General features: G+C 41.1%; 26 protein-coding genes and 2 pseudogenes. 10 read left to right on the top strand and 18 right to left on the bottom strand.

From position 1 onward, the window contains the following. The first annotated feature begins 75 nt into the window (after window positions 1-75). The 3 genes from ACM0OR_RS04680 to ACM0OR_RS04670 are packed head-to-tail and all read left to right on the top strand — an operon-like array spanning window position 76 to window position 1,402. Window positions 76-507: a TMEM165/GDT1 family protein gene (locus ACM0OR_RS04680; RefSeq protein ID WP_414575194.1), complete on the top strand. Its 432-nt coding sequence runs from the start codon at window positions 76-78 to the stop codon at window positions 505-507. Window positions 508-549: 42 nt separating this feature from the next. Then, window positions 550-852, top strand: coding sequence for a TMEM165/GDT1 family protein (locus ACM0OR_RS04675; protein WP_414575193.1), 303 nt, complete (start codon window positions 550-552; stop codon window positions 850-852). A 13-nt stretch (window positions 853-865) separates the two neighbouring features. Beyond that, window positions 866-1,402 (top strand): GNAT family N-acetyltransferase, encoded by a 537-nt coding sequence (locus ACM0OR_RS04670; protein ID WP_414575192.1) that lies wholly within the window; start codon window positions 866-868, stop codon window positions 1,400-1,402. Between the two features lie 56 nt (window positions 1,403-1,458). On the opposite strand, the gene bioU is transcribed toward ACM0OR_RS04670, so the two are convergent. Continuing rightward, complete coding sequence (gene bioU, locus ACM0OR_RS04665) at window positions 1,459-2,463, bottom strand: (S)-8-amino-7-oxononanoate synthase BioU (RefSeq protein WP_237992318.1); 1,005 nt, start codon at window positions 2,461-2,463, stop codon at window positions 1,459-1,461. Between the two features lie 250 nt (window positions 2,464-2,713). Then, window positions 2,714-3,289, bottom strand: coding sequence for a Uma2 family endonuclease (locus ACM0OR_RS04660; protein WP_414575191.1), 576 nt, complete (start codon window positions 3,287-3,289; stop codon window positions 2,714-2,716). A 315-nt stretch (window positions 3,290-3,604) separates the two neighbouring features. Here ACM0OR_RS04660 and ACM0OR_RS04655 point away from each other — a divergent pair, with 315 nt between their 5' ends. From ACM0OR_RS04655 to ACM0OR_RS04645, 3 genes are all read left to right on the top strand, one after another. Further along, window positions 3,605-3,823: a hypothetical protein gene (locus ACM0OR_RS04655; protein WP_414575190.1), complete on the top strand. Its 219-nt coding sequence runs from the start codon at window positions 3,605-3,607 to the stop codon at window positions 3,821-3,823. 169 nt (window positions 3,824-3,992) lie between these two features. After that, complete coding sequence (locus ACM0OR_RS04650; RefSeq protein WP_414575189.1) at window positions 3,993-4,214, top strand: hypothetical protein; 222 nt, start codon at window positions 3,993-3,995, stop codon at window positions 4,212-4,214. A 20-nt stretch (window positions 4,215-4,234) separates the two neighbouring features. Beyond that, window positions 4,235-4,645, top strand: coding sequence for a type II toxin-antitoxin system VapC family toxin (locus tag ACM0OR_RS04645; protein ID WP_414575188.1), 411 nt, complete (start codon window positions 4,235-4,237; stop codon window positions 4,643-4,645). Window positions 4,646-4,772: 127 nt separating this feature from the next. Here ACM0OR_RS04645 and ACM0OR_RS04640 read toward each other — a convergent pair whose 3' ends face one another. From ACM0OR_RS04640 to ACM0OR_RS04610, 7 genes and pseudogenes are all read right to left on the bottom strand, one after another. Further along, the gene (locus ACM0OR_RS04640; protein ID WP_414575187.1) at window positions 4,773-5,129 is read right to left on the bottom strand and encodes a DUF5615 family PIN-like protein; all 357 of its coding nucleotides are present in this window, start codon (window positions 5,127-5,129) and stop codon (window positions 4,773-4,775) included. After that, entirely contained in the window at window positions 5,126-5,350 is a 225-nt protein-coding gene (locus ACM0OR_RS04635) for a DUF433 domain-containing protein (RefSeq protein ID WP_414575186.1), read from the bottom strand. The genes ACM0OR_RS04640 and ACM0OR_RS04635 overlap by 4 nt, the downstream gene beginning before the upstream one ends. Before the next feature lie 159 nt (window positions 5,351-5,509). Then, window positions 5,510-6,307 (bottom strand): hypothetical protein, encoded by a 798-nt coding sequence (locus ACM0OR_RS04630; RefSeq protein ID WP_414575185.1) that lies wholly within the window; start codon window positions 6,305-6,307, stop codon window positions 5,510-5,512. A gap of 104 nt (window positions 6,308-6,411) precedes the next feature. Then, window positions 6,412-6,576 (bottom strand): annotated as a pseudogene (locus ACM0OR_RS04625) (cobaltochelatase subunit CobN); the annotation flags it as partial. A gap of 14 nt (window positions 6,577-6,590) precedes the next feature. Next, the gene (locus ACM0OR_RS04620) at window positions 6,591-6,902 is read right to left on the bottom strand and encodes a HigA family addiction module antitoxin (protein ID WP_414575184.1); all 312 of its coding nucleotides are present in this window, start codon (window positions 6,900-6,902) and stop codon (window positions 6,591-6,593) included. 14 nt (window positions 6,903-6,916) lie between these two features. Then, a complete protein-coding gene (locus ACM0OR_RS04615; protein WP_414575183.1) occupies window positions 6,917-7,492 on the bottom strand; it encodes a Uma2 family endonuclease in 576 nt (191 codons plus the stop codon). Window positions 7,493-7,546: 54 nt separating this feature from the next. Continuing rightward, window positions 7,547-11,533: a magnesium chelatase subunit H gene (locus ACM0OR_RS04610; protein ID WP_414575182.1), complete on the bottom strand. Its 3,987-nt coding sequence runs from the start codon at window positions 11,531-11,533 to the stop codon at window positions 7,547-7,549. A gap of 415 nt (window positions 11,534-11,948) precedes the next feature. Here ACM0OR_RS04610 and ACM0OR_RS04605 point away from each other — a divergent pair, with 415 nt between their 5' ends. After that, window positions 11,949-12,233 carry a DUF2281 domain-containing protein gene (locus tag ACM0OR_RS04605; protein WP_414575204.1) on the top strand — a complete coding sequence of 95 codons (285 nt, stop codon included), beginning with the start codon at window positions 11,949-11,951 and terminating at the stop codon, window positions 12,231-12,233. 204 nt (window positions 12,234-12,437) lie between these two features. On the opposite strand, the gene ACM0OR_RS04600 is transcribed toward ACM0OR_RS04605, so the two are convergent. Together ACM0OR_RS04600 and ACM0OR_RS04595 are read right to left on the bottom strand one after the other, a co-directional pair. Further along, window positions 12,438-12,644 (bottom strand): hypothetical protein, encoded by a 207-nt coding sequence (locus ACM0OR_RS04600; protein WP_323265308.1) that lies wholly within the window; start codon window positions 12,642-12,644, stop codon window positions 12,438-12,440. A 4-nt stretch (window positions 12,645-12,648) separates the two neighbouring features. Further along, on the bottom strand, window positions 12,649-13,419 hold the full coding sequence (locus ACM0OR_RS04595; protein WP_414575181.1) for an Rpn family recombination-promoting nuclease/putative transposase: 771 nt from the start codon (window positions 13,417-13,419) through the stop codon (window positions 12,649-12,651). A 67-nt stretch (window positions 13,420-13,486) separates the two neighbouring features. Here ACM0OR_RS04595 and ACM0OR_RS04590 point away from each other — a divergent pair, with 67 nt between their 5' ends. Then, window positions 13,487-14,764, top strand: a complete 1,278-nt coding sequence (locus ACM0OR_RS04590) for a lipid-A-disaccharide synthase (protein WP_414575180.1) — start codon at window positions 13,487-13,489, stop codon at window positions 14,762-14,764. A gap of 113 nt (window positions 14,765-14,877) precedes the next feature. Here ACM0OR_RS04590 and ACM0OR_RS04585 read toward each other — a convergent pair whose 3' ends face one another. Beyond that, window positions 14,878-15,261, bottom strand: a complete 384-nt coding sequence (locus ACM0OR_RS04585; RefSeq protein WP_414575179.1) for a hypothetical protein — start codon at window positions 15,259-15,261, stop codon at window positions 14,878-14,880. A 685-nt stretch (window positions 15,262-15,946) separates the two neighbouring features. On the opposite strand from ACM0OR_RS04585, the gene ACM0OR_RS04580 reads away from it, so the two are divergent. Then, a complete protein-coding gene (locus tag ACM0OR_RS04580) occupies window positions 15,947-16,627 on the top strand; it encodes a M23 family metallopeptidase (RefSeq protein WP_414575178.1) in 681 nt (226 codons plus the stop codon). A gap of 39 nt (window positions 16,628-16,666) precedes the next feature. On the opposite strand, the gene ACM0OR_RS04575 is transcribed toward ACM0OR_RS04580, so the two are convergent. The 5 genes and pseudogenes from ACM0OR_RS04575 to ACM0OR_RS04555 form a co-directional block, all read right to left on the bottom strand. Next, complete coding sequence (locus tag ACM0OR_RS04575) at window positions 16,667-16,828, bottom strand: hypothetical protein (protein WP_414575177.1); 162 nt, start codon at window positions 16,826-16,828, stop codon at window positions 16,667-16,669. An 85-nt stretch (window positions 16,829-16,913) separates the two neighbouring features. After that, window positions 16,914-17,186 carry a ferredoxin-thioredoxin reductase variable chain gene (locus ACM0OR_RS04570; RefSeq protein WP_414575176.1) on the bottom strand — a complete coding sequence of 91 codons (273 nt, stop codon included), beginning with the start codon at window positions 17,184-17,186 and terminating at the stop codon, window positions 16,914-16,916. Between the two features lie 737 nt (window positions 17,187-17,923). Next, window positions 17,924-18,016, bottom strand: a pseudogene (locus ACM0OR_RS04565) (YkgJ family cysteine cluster protein); the annotation flags it as partial. A 66-nt stretch (window positions 18,017-18,082) separates the two neighbouring features. Next, window positions 18,083-18,361: a hypothetical protein gene (locus tag ACM0OR_RS04560; RefSeq protein WP_414575175.1), complete on the bottom strand. Its 279-nt coding sequence runs from the start codon at window positions 18,359-18,361 to the stop codon at window positions 18,083-18,085. 711 nt (window positions 18,362-19,072) lie between these two features. After that, complete coding sequence (locus ACM0OR_RS04555) at window positions 19,073-19,981, bottom strand: KilA-N domain-containing protein (protein ID WP_414575174.1); 909 nt, start codon at window positions 19,979-19,981, stop codon at window positions 19,073-19,075. Between the two features lie 54 nt (window positions 19,982-20,035). Between ACM0OR_RS04555 and ACM0OR_RS04550 the strand changes: the two genes are divergently transcribed. Beyond that, window positions 20,036-20,239, top strand: a complete 204-nt coding sequence (locus ACM0OR_RS04550; protein ID WP_414575173.1) for a hypothetical protein — start codon at window positions 20,036-20,038, stop codon at window positions 20,237-20,239. 351 nt (window positions 20,240-20,590) lie between these two features. Here the strand turns inward: ACM0OR_RS04550 and ACM0OR_RS04545 are convergent, their stop codons facing one another. After that, window positions 20,591-20,731: a hypothetical protein gene (locus ACM0OR_RS04545; protein ID WP_414575172.1), complete on the bottom strand. Its 141-nt coding sequence runs from the start codon at window positions 20,729-20,731 to the stop codon at window positions 20,591-20,593. Window positions 20,732-20,957: the final 226 nt, after the last annotated feature.

Genomic DNA, 20,957 nt, shown 5'->3' with positions numbered 1-20,957 from the left:
AGAGTTGCAATTTATTACAAAAATCTGAGAAAATGAGAAGAATATGAAAACAAACTAGTTAAAAAACTACTGCCTGTGAAACTTGACTCTGCACCTGTGACCCTTTCTGGCTTATCTCAGTCTGAAAACCAGCCAGAACTAATAGCAAGCAATGAATCTCACCTTGCTACCGCCATCATTGAGCCAGTTCAGCCTGTAGCTAGTGCTGATAGTCATAAAAAGCAGGAATCACCATTTGTTATTTTCGGTACTACTTTTATTACTATTTTTCTTGCAGAAATTGGTGATAAGACACAGCTATCAACTTTATTAATGAGTGCAGAATCTCATTCCCCGTGGGTAGTATTCTTGGGTTCTGGGGCTGCACTAATCACCACCAGCTTATTAGGGGTACTGTTAGGTAGTTGGATTTCTAAACAACTTAGTCCCAAAGCTTTAGACAAATCCGCCGGAGTGATGTTACTCTTCATCTCCGTCATGCTGTTCTGGGATGTATTACACGGTTAATCTTCCCCCTTTCCTACTCCTTACTTCTACATCCCCAAAATTATGAATTGGCATCTTTTAGGACTGAGTTTTATTACAGTTTTCATATCAGAATTAGGCGACAAAAGCCAACTAGCCGCGATCGCACTTTCTGGTCGTGGTCAGTCTGTGCGTGCAGTCTTCTTTGGTAGTGCGGCGGCGTTACTCTTAGCCAGTTTTCTTGGTGCATTAGCTGGGGGTGCAGTTGCAGAGGTATTACCCACCCGGTTATTAAAAGCGATCGCTGCTGCGGGTTTTGCCATTCTCGCTGTACGTCTGCTGTTCTTTAAAAATGAAGAATCGTTAGATTATGAACAGACTCCTTAAATTTCCAACGGCGATGTCAATTCCCCAAATTTCCACATCTCGCCTAATTTTACGCGCTTTTGGTGAGCAAGACCTTGATGCCTATGCTAATATGTGCAGCGATCCAGAAGTGATGCGTTACATCGGTAATGGAAAACCTTTATCCCGTGAGGAATCATGGCGCAGTATGGCGATGATGCTGGGACATTGGCATTTACGTGGCTATGGGCTGTGGGCAGTTGAAGAAAAATCCAGTAGTGAAATGATTGGTAGGATTGGCTGCTGGCAACCAGAAGGATGGCCCGGACTAGAAATCGGCTGGGCTTTACGGCAACAATACTGGGGATATGGTTATGCTACCGAAGGTGCAAAGGCATCGATGGTATATGGCTTTGAAAATTTAGGACAATCTCGTTTAATCAGCTTAATCCGCCCAGAAAATCAAGCTTCTAGGCGGGTGGCTGAGAAGTTAGGGGAAAAATTACAGAGTGTGATTGCCATCTTTGGTGCTGAGGCTTTACTTTACAGTATCAACAGGGAAGATTTTAACAATGAAGGGTCAACAGAATAGCCAAATTGACACTCCCCTGTCTTGAAATTGAGGAGTGTCAACTAAACTCTCATCCTTTATTTTACAAACATGGGCATAATTTCAGCTGCTGTAAATATGCCGTGCATCCCGCGTTGATGTAATTGTCTACCAGCTTTCAGATAACCAAAAGCAGGACCGCAGACATTAGCTGCCATACTGGTTTCATCACCCAAGGTAAAGGTATGAGTAGAAATCTTACCCTCAAAGGTGCGTCCTGTCACCTTAACGTTAGTGCTGAGGGGCTTTTTGGGGTTGCGGGTATCGACTACACCACCAACAGTCACGCGATCGCGATCTACTATCCCTGCTAACTCTAGCATCACATCATCGGCGTGTTCCATATTGGTCAAGGTAAGCACACCATTAGTTTTGTCTAGTAGTGCTTCTACCTCTGCATCAGTCATCGCCCTGGCAACTTCCACAGTATAACCAGGCATATGTCCAATATCTTCCCGAACAGTGGCGCGGTAAGCTTCCCAGTTGGCAATACCGACACCAAAGGTAATCTCTACTTGATGAACTTCGGCGTAGCTTTGGGCGGCTAAGGCGGCGGCGGCGGTTAACAGTCCAGGTGTTGCACCGCAGCCTGTCATATAGGTGATCCCGGCTGCTTGCAGTTCGTCTTTCATAGCAATTAGCTGTTCTACAGCACTGGTGCGCTTAATGGCATCTACCAGCACACCGCGCCAACCAGATTTAATAAACTGGCGTGCTACAGAAGGAATAAAATCATTGGGTAGGTTAGGCAAAGCCAAGAAATACCCATCTACAGGCTGTGCGCTGTCGATTAAATCTTGAATACTGTTGTTGCTTAAATTCCCAATGGGTTCTAAATAACCTACCGACCCTTGAGACTGGTAGGTTGCAATGCAATCTTGAAAATTCAAACCTTCACCAGCGTAAGCATAACCTTTTTGATCTGCCACTGCTACCAATGTCATTTCCCGTTTACCAGCCAGTACCTTGGCGGCTGCTTGTCCGAGTCCACCGAAACCCAATACTCCGATACGTATAGCTGGCGCAATATTTGCTGTATTCATAGTCAATTACTTAAGTTGAATCACAAGCCTTAAGACTTTACCATCTCAGCTGATGGCTGATGGCGATCGCTCAAAGCTATAAAGGTTAATTATGCTTCATTATCCTAGTTTCTTCCCCAAGCAGATCAGTTTTTTTATCGGAAATTCTTACTGAGTAGCTGAGGCTTGAGCAAATTTTCACGCGATATGGCATCAAAGGCGATCGCTAAAGGCAATGATCAGGCTATTCAAGATCCAGCAACTTGAGTTATTACCAAATCATCCCCAAATTCAACACAAAACCATTTAAAATATCTTCCCCTAAAACCGTAGCAGGAGAATCTAACACTTCAACCTCTTTTCCTTGTCTATAAATCTCCAGTTGTCGAGATTTACGATTAATTAAAAAACCTAAACTTACACCGTTATCTATATATTCTTTCATCTTTTCCTGAGCAACTTTCAAACTATCATTTGGAGAAAGTAACTCAATTACAAAATCAGGACAAATGAGGGGAAACTTTTCTTTTTCTTCTTCAGTTAAAGCATTCCATCTTTCCAAATTTATCCAAGCCGCATCAGGGGAACGATCTGCACCATTAGGCAATTTAAAACAAGTCGAGGAATCAAAAGCAATGCCAGTACCATCAGCATTCGTCCAATTCATTAATTGTTGAGTAATTCTCGCATTTTTATTCCCCGTTTCTCCCCCTGTAGGTGGCATAATAATTAGTTCTCCCGTGGCGGTGCGTTCAAACCTCAAGTCGCGGTTTGCTTGACATAGCTTGAAAAACTGCTCATCTGTCAGATCCAGGACTGATTGCAGATTGACGGTTAAAGCATTCATGGTGATATGGCAGCTTGAAAAATTAAGTCAGTCAACATCCCTAGCCTAGAAACTATTCTATCCCCTTTATTCCTGATTAATATAGGCAATGGTCTCCGTTGGGCGGAACGCCATTGCACTCCCTCAACTTCCCAAAAGCGATACCTCCGGTAAGCTATGAAGAGAGCTTGTATGGAAGATGAGCGATAGCCGAAGGCTTAAGCTTCGCTTATCGCTTTATATTTTTTCATACCTAGTTACCCACAGAATAATGATTTGTGTATAGTTAATTTAGGCTAGTAAATATATAAGCATAATTTAATCACAGTAAGAATTATGTTGCAATCAATTGAAGGAGTTTACAAAAACGGTAAGGTAGAACTTACAGAATTACCACTCGATATTTCAGAAAGTATTGTGATTGTCACTTTTTTAGAGTCGAAAAAACCTCAACAACCACAACAAATAATGCAGTTTGGTATGTTCTCTGGAAATCAACAATCAACAGAAGCAGATTTTCAGATCGCTGAATGTTGTGCAGTTATTAACTTATGACCAAAATATAACTGTGCCTGCTTTGCTTGCTATTAGCTTGCTACGCAACGCTACCGTGTAACACTTTGTGGTACGCTAATGATTTTCTTCCTGGTTGTAAAATAATAAAAGCAAAAAGCAATTCTTTGTATACTAAAACTAGAGTCAAAAAATTATATTTATAAATTTTATGTCTAGCTATCAAGAAGTATTACAACAAGCTCAAACTTTAACTCCTGAAGAACAAATACGCTTAATTGAAGATTTATCCAGCTTAATTCGTCAACAGGTGACAATGATATCTAAGCCAAAGGGGAGCATTTTAGAATTGCGTGGGTTGGGTAAAGAAATTTGGAATGCTGTTGATGCTCAAGAATATGTTAATCAGGAACGCAATTTATGGAATGGTTAGCCCAATTACAGTGACAAATTGTGGGCTTGGATACTGCACCACTGATTTATTTTATTGAAGAAAATCCTAATTATTTGAAGGTTACAGATGCTTTCTTTGAAGCAATTTTTCGTGATGAATTTAGTATTGTAACTTCAGTTTTGACAATTACAGAAGTTTTAGTTCACCCATTGCGACAAGGAAACACAATATTAGCTCAACAATATCGTGAGATTTTATTCAACTCCCAGGGATTGACAACTATCGAAGTTTTGCCAGATATTGCTGAAAATGCTTCACAATTAAGAGCAAGTCACAACTTAAGAACTCCAGATGCTATTCAAATTGCTACTGCTATTCATGGAGGTGCATCATTTTTATTTACGAATGATGCACGTTTACCATCGTTACCAGGATTATCAGTGTTAGTGTTAGAGCAATTGATGGTGTAGCGATCGCTGATTCTATGATGACACTGTAGGCGAGCGCCTGTTTTTCAAGATGAGCGATCGCACTCTGCAAATTCCCAACAGCGATTGCCTGTATTCAACTTAGTAAAATATACTTTATTTTCAGTATTCAATTCTCTAGCTTGCGAATGCGAATTGCTGTTGGTGAAATAACAGTAAAAGCTCCCAGTAATTCAGAGTTGTGTTGATTAATAGCATTAACAGTAATCTCAGCTTTGCTGATTGTAGATAAGCCTGCTAATCGAATTAATACAACACCTGATGCGATACGACGTAAGCGGAAAACTAACTCACCAAAATCTTTGTCAGATGTTAGTAATATCGCTTCTTCTTGATTAGCTAAATGCAGCACCACATCATCTGAAATTCCTCGCTCCATTTCAGCAACGTACCACACTAAATGGCTATCTTGGCGCAAACGCTCAACAATCTGCCAATCTAAATTTTCGTCTGCTAGAAATTTCAAGAAGCGTTCTCAACAATGGGATAAATGACATCATATCGTAAAGCCTCAGCCGCAAATGCCAAAGCTGCTTGAATTGCTTCGCGTGTAAGTCGCGGATGTGATTCTAAAATTTGTTCTGTGGTTTCACCAGCAGCTAACTTTTCTAGAATTAACTCAACGGTAATGCGCGTACCTGCAATTACAGGTTTTCCCATCATCACTTTTGGATCGGATACAACCATTTGTTTAAGCTGCTTTTGCATTGTCTTGGCTCATTGCTTATTTCCTATATCATGCCATTAGCGTCGAGCGATCGCACCTCCCCACATTCCCAAACTGCGATCGCCTTTTTTCCAAGATGAGCGCATTCTACACAATATTAATACGATCGGACTATCTATTTATGAATTTGGTTCATTATCTTTAATAATTCCTGCTGTTTTAAGACAATCAACAATTATTGTAAATATTTTACAAGCAGGTAAAACTAATTCTAAATCCTCTGGATATAACTGCTGAAATAATTCAATTGACTCTCTAATAATATTGTAAAAAATAATAAGATGTATTTCATAAAGATTCTTAGCGATATTTCCGTTAAAAATAGGTGTGATCGAGGCTGCACTGAAAGTATCTCTATTAACTGAATGTAAAACAGATAGAATATCTGGTTGAGATATATGACCTATTTGATTCATGTCACCATAATGTAGCTTAAATGTAGGAGGCGCATATTTAACATTTGGAGTCTGACCATCTTTATCAACTCCTTTCTTAATCTCATTAATACGAGTAATTATTTCAATTTCTTGCTTTATAGCCACAGATGCTTTAACATATTGTCCTTCTGAAATAATTTTTTCAGTATATAATTCCCCTTGGTAAAATATACTTATAAGTTGTAATATTTTTCCTAATTGTTCATTTGTATTTCCAGGAATACCTGCTTTATAAACTAGCAAATCTGTCATTGCTGTAATCATTAATAAACGAGTTTCTATTAGAATTTTTCCATATTGCTGCTCTGATTTTAATCTAATTGATTTAGATATTGTTATCCAATCATTGGTAATTTGTTGACCAAAAGATATAGCATTTTGCTTCAAAGAGTTAGTATCTTCAAGATTTTTTATGATTTTATTAATTTTTTTCAATCTCTTGTGATGAGCCACTTTTTTACTAAAGCCTTTGAACGCCATAAATAATATCTCTAATAGGTTTTTATATTATAATTAAAATATTTAAAGGGATACGGCAAGCAGTATCCCCAAAACTTTATGCTGTTTATACAAATTGAAAGTTTTTACTCAATCCCTTCAATGCGGTCTTCAACTTCTTGGTACAACTCGCGGAGGCAGTCTAAATTCTCCTCGATAGTTTCCCAATAATCGCGACCATTCACTTCCAAAAATGTGGAAACCATCTTGCGGAAAGAATGGGGGTTGAGGTTCATCAAGCGTTTCTGCATTTAGTCATTTTCTTCTAAACCAATGTCATAACTTGCTCATATTCTTCTTTATGACTTTGCAACGCATCCCAAATATCAACTTTTTGCTGAAGATTGAGCCAAAGTCTTGGCCCGTTACCTAATGCTTTACCAAGACGAATTGCTATATCTACTGTAATTGCTCTTTGACCATTAATAATTTCATTAACTATTTGATTAGATACTCCTAAAATTTCTGCAAATTTCGTGCTATCGATATCTAAATCATCTAGAATATCTGCAATTACTTCACCAGGATGTATTGGTCTGACTAATCTATCATCAGTCATATCTTGCCAATTATCCATAACTAAAAAATAAATTACCAAATCATTCCCAAATTCAAAACGAAACCATTTAACACATCTGCCCCTGACACTGTAGCAGGAGATTCCAAAACCTCAACTTCTTTTCCTTCTCGATAAATCTCCACTTGTCGAGATTTACGATTAATTAAAAATCCTAAAATTACACCGTTATCTATATATTCTCTCATCTTTTCCTGAGCAACTTTCAAACTATCACTTGGCGAAAGTAATTCAATTACAAAATCAGGACAAATCGGGGGAAACTTTTCTTTTTGTTCTTCAGTTAACGCATCCCATCTTTCTAATTTTATCCAAGCAGCATCAGGAGAACGGTCTGCACCATTAGGCAATTTAAAACAAGTCGAAGAATCAAAAACTATACCCTGTTTATGTTGATCATTCCAAATCCAAAGTTGAGCAGTTATACCCGCATTACGATTTCCGGTTTTTCCCCCTGTAGGTGGCATAATAATTAATTCTCCCGTAGCAGTGCGTTCAAATTTCAAGTCACGGTTTACTTGACATAGATTAAAAAACTGCTCATCTGTCAGTTCCAATACTGATTGAAGGTTGACGGTTAAGGCATTCATAGTGATATTCCAGACTGAAAGATTAAGGCAGGCTTTACGCCTGCCCATATAATCCTATTCTATCCCCTCAATTCGGTCTTCAACTTCTTGGTACAACTCGCGGAGGCGGTCTAAATTCTCCTCGCTAGTTTCCCAATAACCGCGACCATTCACTTCCAACAAAGTTGAGACAATCTTGCGGAAAGAATGGGGGTTGAGGTTTAGCAACCGTTTCTGCATTTCTTCATCTTTGATGAAGGTTTCGTTTGTATCCTCGTAAATCCAGTTATCGACTGCGCCGGCTGTTGCACTCCAACCTGTGGTATTTACCAACCGCTTGGAAAGTTCCCGTACACCTTCGTAACCGTGAGACAGCATACCCTCATACCACTTGGGATTTAACAATTTGGTACGGGCATCTAAGCGCACGGTTTCGGATAATGTGCGGACTTGGGCGTTGGCTGTGGTGGTGTCTGCAATGTAGGATGCTGGTTTTTTACCATCACCACGCAGACTTGCTACTAGCTTGGTGGGGTCTGAGTCGAAGTAGTGGGAAACGTCCGTCAAACTAATCTCAGAGGAATCCAGGTTTTGGAAAGTTGCATCAGCAGTTTTTAAGGTGCTTTCAAACAACTGTCGGGATTCGTCCATCATTCCGGGGTTATCGGAATTGAAGGAGAAGGATTTGCGGTTGAGGTACATTTCCTGTAACTCGGCTTCGCTGTCCCATGTGCTGTTCTCTACCGCCAAGTTGATATTTGACGAGTAAGAACCGGAAGCGTTGGAGAAAACACGGGTTGCTGCTTGTCTGAGGTTAATTCCCATTTCCTCTGCTTGCTTCAAAGCGTGTTTGCGGACAAAGTTCATTTCTAAGGGTTCATCGGCTTCAGCAGCCATCTTCACCCCTTGGTCTAGCAGGTTCATTTGGTTGATGAACAAGTCGCGGAATACACCAGAACAATTAATGACTACATCAATTCTGGGTCGTCCCAACTCTTCTAGGGGTATTAACTCCAACTTGTTCACCCGTCCCAAAGCATCGGGAACTGGACGCACACCAATCATCCACATGATTTGTGCTAGGGATTCGCCGTAGGTTTTGATGTTATCTGTTCCCCAGAGAACGCAGGCGATGGTTTCTGGCCATTTACCCTCGTTTTCGGCTTTGTTCCGTGCCAATAGCCTATCGACAACGATTTTAGCTGATTGGACTGCGGCGGCTGTGGGGATTGATTGGGGGTCTAGGGCGTGGATGTTCTTACCTGTGGGCAATACATCCGGGTTGCGGATGGGGTCGCCACCAGGACCAGGTAGAATGTATTCGCCTTCTAAGCCTTGGAGTAATGCGCCGAGTTCGTTGTCTGCACAAACTTGTTGCAAGCAGAATTCTAAATACTCGAACAGGGGTTTCAAGGCTGAGGTGTCAACTTTGGGATAACCTGCTTGATGCAGGGATTCTACCCAAGGTTCTTTTTTGCCCATGTTGAAGAAATTCAACTTGGAAATTAAGGAAACCCTTCCTTCTGCGTCGATTTGTTCTTCTACCAAGGCGCGAACGGCGGCGCGGGTAGCTAGGGTGATGTCTTGTAGTAGTTGGACATCTTCTAATATGCCCCGATCGCTATTTCGGTAAATTTCGTCAATATCTCGCCCAATACTGCTGGCGATAATGCGGGGTAAGCTGAGGATTTCTTCTTCCTGACGGTCTAAGCTGGCAATGTTTACCAGAGTGGCGATCGCTTCTTCTGCACTTGGGGGTTTACCAATGACGTGCAAACCACAAGGTAACAACCGAGATTCGATTTCCATTAACTTACGGTAGACGCTGCCGACAATATTATCCCGTTCTTCGGGGGTCATATCTTTGGCATCAGTTTCTGGCAAGTTAATATCTTTATCCAGGTTGACGATGCGGCATTTATCCATAATCGTGTTGACGATGGGGATACCGCGACCACTATCTTTTAAGGTTTGGTAAGAAGCAATTAACTCGCTGAGTTCCTTCAATCCTTTATACAAACCAGCGTTTTCCGCAGGTGGTGTGAGGTAAGAAATTGTTTCCGCGTAACTGCGACGTTTCGCAATTGTGGCTTCGCTGGGGTTATTGGCTGCGTAATAATACAGATTGGGGATTGTGCCAATTAGGTTATCGGGGTAACATTCACCCGACATCCCCATTTGCTTACCTGGCATGAATTCCAAAGAACCGTGTGTACCGAAGTGCAGGACAGCATCAGCACGCCAAACTTGCTCTAGGTAAGTGTAGTAAGCCGCAAAACCGTGGTGAGGACTGGCGGAACGGGAGAACAACAGCCGCATGGGGTCGCCTTCGTAACCAAAGGTAGGCTGTACACCAATGAAGACGTTACCGAATTGCTTACCGTAAATTAACAAGTTCTGCCCGTCGCTGTTAAGGTGTCCTGGTGGTGGCCCCCAGTTTTCTTCTAGGCGTTGGGAATAAGGTGTAAGTGCCTCGTATTCTGGCACTGACATTTTGTAAGCAACGTTAAGTTCAGGACTAGCGTACTGTGCTTGCGCGTCGTGGATGACTTGTTCCATCAACTCTTGGGCGTTTTCTGGCAAGTCTTGCACGTCGTAGCCGTTGTTTTTGAGTCCCTGCATCACCTCGAAAATCGAGCCAAATACATCGAGGTAAGCTGCTGTACCGACGTTCCCTTTATCCGGTGGGAAGCTGAAAACAGTAATGGCAACTTTTTTATTTAGCTTGGGTTTGCGGCGGAGGTTAGCCCACTTTAAAGCACGTTGGGCGACGGCGGCAACGCGGTCTTGCAGGGCGATCGCTTTCCCGGTTGTGCCATCTCTACCGGATAATATAATCGGCTCGATCGCGCCATCTAATTCGGGTATGGCAATTTGTAGAGCTACTTGTATCGGATGTAACCCTAAATCGCTATCTAACCACTCTTCAGTGGTTTGGAAAACCAAAGGCAACGCCACCATATAAGGACGGTTGAGGCGTTTGAGTGATTCAATCGCCTTGGGATGGTCTTGTCTAGCTGGGCCACCCACCAACGCAAAACCAGTTAGAGATATGACTGCATCTACTAACGGTGCTTTGGTAGTGGGTTCGTAGAAATAAGCATCTACAGGCTTGGAGAAGTCTAAACCACCAGCAAATACAGGTAATACCTTTGCACCCAGCGATTCCAACTCCTGCACCATTGCCACATAGTGGGCATCATCGCCCGTTACTAGGTGTGTGCGTTGCAATACCAAACCCACACAGGGAGCTAAAGGATCTTTCAAATCGCTGGAAATATCCTTACGGACTGTGTACCAATTGAGGTACTCTCTCACATCCTCAAACATTGTCGGGGCTAAAGGATGCCAAATCCCCAAATCGGGATAGACTACTGGTGCTTGATATTCGCCAGATGCGGAGTTTTGTTTATCTACAGATTTAAATACGTATTTATCCGTTAGCATCAGCAAGAAGTTTTCCAGGTTTTCTGGCGAACCTCCTAGCCAATACTGAAAGCTCAACATAAAATTGCGAGCATCTTGTGCTTTGTCCATTGGTAAAAACTTCAGCACTTGAGGCAGCGTTCGCAACAACTTCAGCATCCCATCTTGGAAGCCAGCACCTGATTTTTCCTTGCGTTTCCGCATGAATTGAGCGATCGCACTCTTGGACTGACCCAACTGTGCCAAGGAAAATGTACCCATTTTGTTTAGGCGCATCACCTCTGGCATCGAGGGAAAGACAACGGCTACATCCAAGCGATCGCGGTGTGGTTCTACTGCTGCTACTACTTTCTGTGCTAAGTCTTCGATAAAAATCAATGAAGCTATAAAGATATTGGCACTCTCGACTTCCCGTTTGAACTCTTCATAGTTCTCAGGATCTCTGAGTTCCTCAATCAAATAACCACTGATTTCAATCGCCAGGTTGGTATTGTTCGAGTTAATCGTGCGAACCGCTTGCGACAATGCACTCTGATACTGGGACTCAAGCACGACATAGACCACCTTAATTAACTTACGTCCGCCTAGGTTATCAGGCGCAATGTGTCTAATGGTGGACTTGACGTGGGTGAACATGCTTCCTCTGCTCCTTTGATGCGTGTTCTCTAATGGAATTGCTTTGCGACTTGTGCCGCCAAAGTTTCAAGATTTTTTCGGCAATATCAGTTTTTTATCAGAAAAACCTTACCCAATGGGCATTTTGTCCTCTAACTGACATAAATCGATATAAAAATCGTAAACTTTGTTAACAAACATTAGTAAATGATAAAAGTAAATGCTCACTATATGTAACAAAAACTTAATATTTTTCGATAGAGTATAGCTAATTGGTAATTTCGGGGGTAGGATATAGCCAAACACACAAATATGGAATTTTGTCAATTATTAACTGGAAAATTTAGGCGAAGAGAATGAAGAGGTAAGGATTCGCTTAGTATTTCCCCATGTTTTCATAGTAGTACGAAATAAAGGGCGATCGCCTGACTAAAGAATTAACATAAAATCAGATGTACCCAAGGGAGAAGGTGAGATCACTGCTCAAGTTGCAGATACCACCTCAGAATTAATTATCAAGTTGCAAAATCTAGCACCAGAACAGCAACAGCAAGTCTTAGATTTTGTGGAATTTTTAATGCAAAAATATGCTCAACCTGAAAAAACCCAAGAACCTCCTCAGCAAAGGGTAATGGGATTAAATGAAGGTGAAATTTGGATGAGTGATGATTTTAATGATCCTTTACCTGATGAATTTTGGATAGGTGAAGGTGCAGTATGAAATTATTGTTAGACACTCACGTACTTATTTGGTCGGGAGGAGAGCCAAAAAACTATCAGAGAATGTTATAAAGACTAGGTTTCATTGGTTGTATTTCTGGAAAAAACTGTCCATTTTCAACTATTTTTTAGTTGAAGTCGCGTTTGACTTTCGCCAGCGAGAAGTCCCTATAAGACATGAGTAATTAAATATTTTGTTTTAAAATCACTGAATCGCAATATTTTCTATTTGAGCTTGTAATTTTTGAATCTGTTCGACAGTTAAATCAGTAAATTCAACAATTAATGCACTCCTAAAACCTTTACTTAACATATTTCTGGCAATTTCCTGAGCTTTTTGTTCTAATCCTTGTTCAACACCTTCTTGAAACCATTCTTGCCAAATCTCTTGATCAATAACCGATTCACGCATAAAGTTATTGGGGTTGAGTGTCTTCTGTTTGAGCCTGTAATTTTTGCACCTGTTCAATAGTTAAACCAGTGACATCGACAATTATTTCCAGACTAATACCTTTATTAATCATTTTGATGGCAATTTCTTGAGTGTTTTGTTGAATCCCTTCTTGCAAAATATCTTGATAAATTACAGATTCGCGCATAATATCACTCCGCAAAATTCTTTTAATCACGTCCTTATTTAATACTAGCCCAGATAACACTGCTGTTGATGCCGCAAGATTACTGCGGATGCGGGTGTCCTGGATTGCTTCAATAACTTGAGCCACTTCTTCTAAGGTTCGCGTTTGATCATCGGTTTGGCTTAAAGTTGCAAACGGTAGCAACCCTGGGTAATTGAAAAATATTTCCGTTGGCTGTTCCCAAAGTCGAATTACGTCAAATCTGTGCCAGCTATTTTCTAAAATAAATTCCGTTTGATAAACTAGCTCAGAATCGCTTGGTTGTAAATAGATTACCACCTGACGCATTTTTTTCTGGGGAAATTTGCGATACCCCCGTAAGCGATAATCACTCATCCGAAAGGGAATATCGGCTTTTGGTCTGGTTTGAAATTCGAGATGGAGGACAATTTCTTCTGACTGCAACAAAATTAGCGCATCTGCACGTATGGGTTCGAGTGATAATTCAGAAGGACTTAGTTGAGTTAGTGTAATTGGTTCATTGAGCAGCCAAGTTGCAAAGTCACCGGAAAATGATTCGGCAAGAAATTTACAGACGTTATCAAACATAGCGTGTGATTATATTAAGTATCGTCATGCCTCAGTAATTACTTATATAAATGTTTACTATTGAATCATGAATCTAGTAGATATTCTCATTCTTTCCAATGGCCCAGGGGAAGTAACGACCTGGGTACGTCCAGTAGTCAAAGCATTGCGAGAACAGCTAGGGAAAGACCGTGAGGAGGTGCGTATTTCCGTAGTTTTGTCACCATGTCCAAATGCTAGTGGTAAAGAAGCCGCGATCGCACTTTCTTATCCAGAAGTAGACCGAGTGCAAGCCGCAGAGCATTTTTGGCAGTTTTTGCTGTGGGGTAAAACCTTTGAAAAATGGGACTGGCGCGATCGCGGTGTAATTGTCTTCCTAGGTGGCGATCAAATTTTCCCTGTAATCATCGGCAAAAAACTCGGATATCGCACAGTAGTTTACGCCGAATGGGAAGCCAGATGGCATAACTTAATTGACCGCTTCGGAGTCATGAACCCAGAATTAACAGCCAAGGCCTCCCCCAAATATGCCCACAAATTTACAGTCGTGGGCGACCTAATGCTAGAAGCCCAAAAACAACTCAAAACTCCTAACTCAGAACTCAGCACTCAAAACTCAGCACTCATAGGTATTTTACCTGGGTCAAAAGCTGCAAAATTAACCCAAGGAGTACCTTTATTTTTAGCGATCGCTGAATATATTCACAGCAAAGCACCGCAAACAAAATTTGTCATTCCCGTCGCCCCAACTTTGGATTTACCAACTCTAGCCAGTTTTGCTGATTCCCAAACAAACCCTTTTGTAGAAACTTTTAACTTCTCTGGTGCTTCCTTAGTTGTCCCAGAACAAAGTCATCAAAAACCGATATTGAAAACAGGTAAGGGATTAAATGTAGAGCTACACCAAGAAAATCCTGCTTATGATTTATTATCCCATTGTTGTATCTGCCTAACTACCGTCGGCGCAAATACAGCCGAGTTAGGTGCTTTAGGTGTCCCAATGGTTGTTTTATTACCCACACAACAACTTGATGCTATGCGTTCTTGGGATGGTTTACCAGGATTGTTAGCTAATTTACCAGGGTTGGGTTCTACCTTTGCAAAAATCATTAATTGGTTATTTCTCAGACGCAAAGGTTTATTAGCTTGGCCAAATATCTGGGCGCAAGAAGAAATAGTCCCAGAACTTGTAGGTAAACTCCAGCCTCAAGAAGTTGGAGAAATGATTTTAGACTTTTTGGTTCATCCAGAGAAATTGGCAGATATCCGAACCAAGCTAAGAAGCGTCAGAGGAGAAAGCGGTGCAGCAGATAGGATAGCACAGATTGTGAGCGAGGAAATTCGCCAGTTAGTGAATGGAAATTAGACTAATTCGCAATGACTTTTTGTGACAGGGATTTGAATTAGGCATCAAAACTTGCTGTAGAGGTTGTTTACTTAAACCCCTACACTTTGTTAATGAATAATTACCATTATTGATTAATCAGACTGTCCATCTCTACGCCCTAATTCATAAATCCCACAACCCATACAAGCAAGTATACCTGTACTAATAGCCCAGCTACGTCCTAAGCTTATTTCCACTCCCCAGTTACATAAAGCACCAATTACCAAAAATGGCACAATACTAAAGAGTGAAGCGTAAAAGGCATTTTGGGCTTCTCTGGCTTTGCGAGTTTTTTCAAATTCTGTTTGGCTAGTATAAAGCGATCGCTCGGCAAAATTAAACCAACGGTTGAGTTGTTCCATTACCCATTCACTCAACGGGGAAAAAGCTAGGTATAACGCCAAAGACCACAAACTTGCTCCAGCGATCGCAACTGCATTTATTTCAAAACGGAAAGGTAATATCTCAGTCAGCATGGCTTTGGTGCGTCCTGCAAATGGTTCGATTGATGCTTGATCTCATGGACAATCAACTTATTCAGCAATTTTAAGCATAAAAGTTAACAATATTTTGCACGCTTGACAACTATCCCCTGGATAATCTGCCTTTTGATTGATTTGAACAGTTTCAAATTACATATGTTAACTAGTAAATATACATAAAATATAAGTGTTTAAAATTCTACTCAGTTTATAACTAGCAATATTTATTACAAATTTATTCTTCAAGATAAAAATTTACCTTTTTATAATTAATTAACTGATCCGAAACAACAATATGTAAAAGCTTATTCATCCACTATTTCAGTATTTCAGGTGCTATGTTTATTTTGGTCATAGCCCAATACTTAAGTATATACATAAATACTGTACTTAATATTCAATAAATTATAGCTACAAGCAGCTATTAAATAGCAAAAAAGCGGTTATTAAAATAAAATTTATAAATAGTTTGACACTAAAAAGTCTTATAGATTAAGCTATTTGACTGTATAAGTAAAAACTCGTAAGTATATACCCAGATATCAAATCTAATAATTCATGTAAAGTGCTTTTTCTCCATGAAGAATGTAAAGTTTTGGTTGAGATTTACCAAGGTATTTACAAAAAAATTAAATAAATTCTCTTTTGTTAAATTTAGGTGGCTGAAGGAATAAAAATAATGAATAAGCGGCGATTAGAAGTTTTTATTGGCAAAGCTACACTATTAGTTTTAAGTATAAGTATTGTTGGCTACATCACTCTATTACCCAGATTCGAGATTGTGAGAGCTAGGGAAATAAAATCAAATACAGTAGCCAGAGGTAATGCTTGGTCAGCAGCATCTTTTCCTGTAGAGAATTTTCAAGCCTACACCTCTGCGTTTGGCTACCGTCGTTCTGCTACAGGTGGTGATAATTGGGAATTTCACAATGGTTTAGATATTGCTACACCACAAGGTAGTTATATTCGCAATTGGTGGGGTGGTACAGTCATTAAAGTGAGCGATCGCGGTGCTTGTGGTACTCACATAGTGATTAAATCTGGACAATGGGAACACACCTATTGCCATATGGAAGGTAATGTAGAAACCTCTAACAGTCGGCGTTTTATGATTGATCGTGCAGGTGGAATCCAAATTTGGGAAGGACAAACAATTCCCACAGGAGCGAGAATTGGCAGAGTTGGGATGACTGGACGCACCACCGGCCCTCACCTGCACTGGGTCATGAAGTACGCTAATAACTATGTAGATCCAGCAATGGTGTTAAGAGAAATGTTTTCCCAGCAGCAAATTGCTAGAGGTAATTCGCAGTTAAATACTCACCAATCACAAGTGATCATCCAAGAGCCAAAAAATTAGAACCAGAAAATGTACTAAGGTAGAGTGCGAAATCGTTAACTACAAAGATGTCTTCAGAAAATCTGAGTGGAAAAGTTTTTGAGTGGCGGCGATATCGTGATAATCGCCGCAGCCTACGCCAAATGGGTTTTCACCTCTGTTACCTAAAAAGCCACCAAGACTGACAATCATCCGTACTGCTTGGCGTTTCGCGTAGCACACTCTTAGGCAAAGTCTAATCTGAGGTACTCCCCAGTGAGTCCAGAATCCAACACTGTACTTGGTAATCCAAGTCAATGTGGGTAGTTCACATGAGTTCTACTTCATTTTCGCGTAGGTGGACTTTAAATTTTTTACTAATTTGGACTAACAATGGCAAGTTAGCACTAACTGGTCTACCTTGCCATTGGGTAACAATATCCACAATCTCGCCTTCTATGCCTTTGATATCAAAAGCTTCACCGCGATGTTCAGGATGATGGTACACTACCACTGAATCTTTAACACGAATGCGATCGCCTACTTTCATATCAACCTTTACACCTTGCTTTTGCTGTTCCACAAGTGTCTCCACGGCCAACCCTCACTGAACTAACTGGCTTTTTAGAAATAGACTGTTGATAACAGTGACTTCCAATAGTACACGTCTTTACAGATTCTCTATTTTATCAAAGCCTGCCTATGCAGGCTTTGAGTACAATTTAGTCACTAACATCAGAAGTTCTGATGATACCTATAATGTATTAACAGGTTTATGGGGAAATGCCCTATATTTCCTTGTACCTAATCGCAATTAAGCATTAACTGCATAAACACTTTCGCGTCTACCCATAAATACGGCACTTGTCGCTAAGGAGCAGTTTTGTGCCAAGGAAACTGACAACGCTTTTCTTCCTCTCTGAGAAGCACTTTTTCAAGGATAGATAGGCAAATTTGCCAGGAAAAACCCGCTTTGTTATTGATTTGCGCTTTAACGGCAAATTCAATTCTACAACAATATCGGTATTCTATCTTAATAGAGCAAGAGTAGTGAAGGCTTTGGAAACTGAAGTCAGATGTAGGAGAGGATGGGCTTGCACATCAACGAATTATTGCCCGTAGCGAAACCATCAAAGCAAAACTGGCATACAACAAAGTTCTATAGAGATGATTCACAGTCTCAGAGAAGGTTAGGGAAGACGTGACTAGAGTTTTGTGTCTAGAGATATCAGTGTTTGGATTCCTTACCTTGTCCCAGAGGTTTATATCATCCTCTGCGAAGTTGGTGGGAAGCGGCGTTAAAATGATGTCTTAGATTAAAACCAACTTTACATAACTTTAAATCCCGACAGCTTTATCGAACAGCAGCATTTCTAGACTTCTGTCGCCGTATACACCTTCAATTTGCTGCTGACAGCATTCTATGGCAAAAGGTACAGCGTACACCTCGGTTAATATCAAGCTATTCAATAGCCTAGCAGTAGCCAATACAGTTGTCTACAACATAGCCCGTAATTCCTCAAGTAGCTGTAGAGCATAGTCGAAGGTTCTCGGAGTTTTACCTGTCTTGCTAGCCTTTGCAGCCTCCTCAGCTTGTACCTGCCACGTTTCTACTAGCACCACCAATTGTTCAAGGTTGCTAACTGCTGCCAACTCATTGAAGCCTACTGGTACACGCACCACCTTGGTCTTAGCCGTGTTGCTATACTTCCGTACACTCTCATTACTACTTCCTTTCTTCCGTCCTGCTCCTTCACGATATCCACCTCTAGCCATATATCCTTACACTCCCTATATTACAGATAGTGTGTAACACTCTATCATAGTATACAGCTATCCGCTACAATGGGATGTTAGCAGTAGTGATAGGCTAACAGAGCGTAAGAAAACTACCCCCTATAGCCAATGCTGGGCAAGGCTCTTGCTCGGTCGCACCTCCCAGGACGCTTACTGTGACTGGCTTCTAGCACAACACCAGCTTTCGTTTCTTACTTCTTGCTTACTTCGGTCAAAGTGTGATGTTAGTATCATGTTAGAGAAGTGATAAGACCGCGATGGGCTTACGTGTTAGAATGTGTATTTAGTTTCTTAAGTGTTACGGATGAAACTGTTTACACATTAACACTCTCTGTATCCCGAAGCGGGACAATAGTTTTTAGCAAGGTTAACTAAAGTGAAGGCAGACTGCCATATAAAAGAAGGCATTGTGCCATATTTTGGGGTATAATACAATACAAGTTTATACCTACTAAGATACTACATAATACAACTAACATACTACAGTCGCATCTAGTATACTGCTAACTCATACTCACTCCGAGTTAGAGGATGGAGGTTGTATTTACGATGGTCAATATAGCCGTGTTAGTAAGTCTTTCTGAGTTTGCGTGCTAGTAGGTTTGCACCTTATAACCTAGTCAGGGTATAGCTTTCAGTCGTTTAACACGTCCAATGGTTCGCACCTTTATATGATGTAGTAGGTCTACACTACACCAGTATTACAATTGTGAGTATTCCCATAATACCCGTTGCTGTTATCCCAGTAACGGCTGAAAGTGTTGATAGGTAAGACTTACTATCGTCATTCCGATAGTTTTGAGCATAACGTGGGCTGATACTAGCAACCTTGCTGTTGATGTATTCCAGGTTATCGGCTATCTCTTTGGGGCTGACTGTTGGTAGTGGTGGCGTTGGGGCTGCTGGCTCGACTGCTGCTAATTCTACCTTGCCAGTGGTCAGCAACTCCTCTACCCATGTATCTACTTGAATAGCAAACTCATCACTACACCACTGTGCAAAACGAAGCGCAACCTTACGGTGTCCCCATGTACCTCTATTACTGTTATCTCCGTATACTATTGTATTGATAAGAACGTCTGCTGGTATCCCAGTACACGTACTCAGTGCTACTAAGTAAGACTTTGTAGACTCTAGTTGACTCCAGTTGTTAAGTCTTTTACCGCAAGCCTGAGCCATATCAGTAAGGCTCATGTATCCATCCTCACGTTGACGAACAACTCGACCATTCCAACCGCGAATAATACTGGAAGAGTTGCTATCGTTCATTACTTGTTCTGTGGCTGTTGTGTGTACTGATACTGCTGCATAGTTTCTTAAACCCCCATACCCTACGAACTTAGCCAGTAGTGTCGGGTTATACTTGGCAACTAGAGTTATCAGTTGCTTTTCATCGAGTAACGCAACACCCTGTAACCCTCCTGGTGTATAGACTTCAGCCGTTTTTAATGGAGGTAACGCAACACCTACATATCTAGATATAGTTGAAGCAGAAACACCGCAAATTCTAGCAGCACCCCTAATACTAGCGAAGCATTCGCCAGTCTCGTTGTTAATGTGTAATTCAATACCGTCATTGTAATATGGTGTTAAATTCATGGTATGTGGATGTAGTGTATTATGTGGGTTAAAGTGTCATGTTACAATACGCCGATGCTAGACCTTCACATCAGTTATTACATTGACCGTCTCATGTATTATGCTTCAACACTCGACCCCGATGGTGTTGAACACCTAGCAGTTATCTATGCTCTACAACACGCTACAGAGTCACTACGTTACTACCAGCATACAGACCATTACAAAGAAAACAGTGAGTATGAACGCATCAGACAACTAGATAAAACTAATACGTAGCTGTTAATGTACACAAGGTTATCTGTCTAACACATCATATGTAAACATTACTTAGGTGCATCTCGATAACTCTGGGGCTGTTCCTTTACCCCACTATAGAATTTCAGCACGCGAACCCCTTGCAAATGGCGGATATTTTCAACCCAGTACCCCCTACTTTTCAAAAACAGGGGTACACTGGGGAGATGTATAGTTGAGAATGGAGTCAATAAGAAGCCCTCCAGCCGTATAACTGAAGGGTGAGTAATGATACGTTATCCAAGTTGGTGACACTTAGTAGGTTAGGTTGGTGTCCACATACTCCTGTTTTTTATATATAAAGACAGCTTGATGTGGACACGGGTATCTCCCTTAGAAGTGTTCAGGTAGAACAACAGGTTGGGTCAACGCCGCAACTCGTTCACGCTGCTCACCGTTCTGGCTAATGGTGTACAACCTCTCATTCCTCCGTGGTAGATAGACGTGGGCGTGTGTTATAACATACTTTGTCATACCTGTCCATACACCTGTCCATACACCTGTCCAGGCTGGATGCCTTGCTATACAAGCATTGTGGGCTAAGAGGACACGTGTCAGGTGTCTTTTTGTTTTACCAGCATCACGGCATATGCTATATATCTATTTTTATCTGAACCTATAAATAGACCTGTCTACTCCTGTCCACTTGGCTAGGATGCTTACCCTGTCTGTGTTCTAGGGTGGACAGGTGTCTGGACAC

Source organism: Anabaena sp. CCY 9402-a (genome assembly GCF_963920945.1).
Lineage (GTDB): Bacteria > Cyanobacteriota > Cyanobacteriia > Cyanobacteriales > Nostocaceae > Trichormus > Trichormus minutissimus.
This window is presented reverse-complemented; position numbering and strand designations above follow the sequence as displayed.

Coding starts and splice junctions, on each gene's coding strand:
- ACM0OR_RS04675 (WP_414575193.1), top strand. CDS start 550: ATGAATTGGCATCTTTTAGGACTGAGTTTTATTACAGTTTTCATATCA.
- ACM0OR_RS04670 (WP_414575192.1), top strand. CDS start 866: ATGTCAATTCCCCAAATTTCCACATCTCGCCTAATTTTACGCGCTTTT.
- bioU (WP_237992318.1), bottom strand. CDS start 2,463: ATGAATACAGCAAATATTGCGCCAGCTATACGTATCGGAGTATTGGGT.
- ACM0OR_RS04660 (WP_414575191.1), bottom strand. CDS start 3,289: ATGAATGCTTTAACCGTCAATCTGCAATCAGTCCTGGATCTGACAGAT.
- ACM0OR_RS04655 (WP_414575190.1), top strand. CDS start 3,605: ATGTTGCAATCAATTGAAGGAGTTTACAAAAACGGTAAGGTAGAACTT.
- ACM0OR_RS04650 (WP_414575189.1), top strand. CDS start 3,993: ATGTCTAGCTATCAAGAAGTATTACAACAAGCTCAAACTTTAACTCCT.
- ACM0OR_RS04635 (WP_414575186.1), bottom strand. CDS start 5,350: ATGGTTGTATCCGATCCAAAAGTGATGATGGGAAAACCTGTAATTGCA.
- ACM0OR_RS04630 (WP_414575185.1), bottom strand. CDS start 6,307: ATGGCGTTCAAAGGCTTTAGTAAAAAAGTGGCTCATCACAAGAGATTG.
- ACM0OR_RS04620 (WP_414575184.1), bottom strand. CDS start 6,902: ATGGATAATTGGCAAGATATGACTGATGATAGATTAGTCAGACCAATA.
- ACM0OR_RS04615 (WP_414575183.1), bottom strand. CDS start 7,492: ATGAATGCCTTAACCGTCAACCTTCAATCAGTATTGGAACTGACAGAT.
- ACM0OR_RS04610 (WP_414575182.1), bottom strand. CDS start 11,533: ATGTTCACCCACGTCAAGTCCACCATTAGACACATTGCGCCTGATAAC.
- ACM0OR_RS04600 (WP_323265308.1), bottom strand. CDS start 12,644: ATGCGTGAATCGGTTATTGATCAAGAGATTTGGCAAGAATGGTTTCAA.
- ACM0OR_RS04595 (WP_414575181.1), bottom strand. CDS start 13,419: ATGTTTGATAACGTCTGTAAATTTCTTGCCGAATCATTTTCCGGTGAC.
- ACM0OR_RS04590 (WP_414575180.1), top strand. CDS start 13,487: ATGAATCTAGTAGATATTCTCATTCTTTCCAATGGCCCAGGGGAAGTA.
- ACM0OR_RS04585 (WP_414575179.1), bottom strand. CDS start 15,261: ATGCTGACTGAGATATTACCTTTCCGTTTTGAAATAAATGCAGTTGCG.
- ACM0OR_RS04580 (WP_414575178.1), top strand. CDS start 15,947: ATGAATAAGCGGCGATTAGAAGTTTTTATTGGCAAAGCTACACTATTA.
- ACM0OR_RS04560 (WP_414575175.1), bottom strand. CDS start 18,361: ATGGCTAGAGGTGGATATCGTGAAGGAGCAGGACGGAAGAAAGGAAGT.
- ACM0OR_RS04555 (WP_414575174.1), bottom strand. CDS start 19,981: ATGAATTTAACACCATATTACAATGACGGTATTGAATTACACATTAAC.
- ACM0OR_RS04550 (WP_414575173.1), top strand. CDS start 20,036: ATGCTAGACCTTCACATCAGTTATTACATTGACCGTCTCATGTATTAT.
- ACM0OR_RS04545 (WP_414575172.1), bottom strand. CDS start 20,731: ATGACAAAGTATGTTATAACACACGCCCACGTCTATCTACCACGGAGG.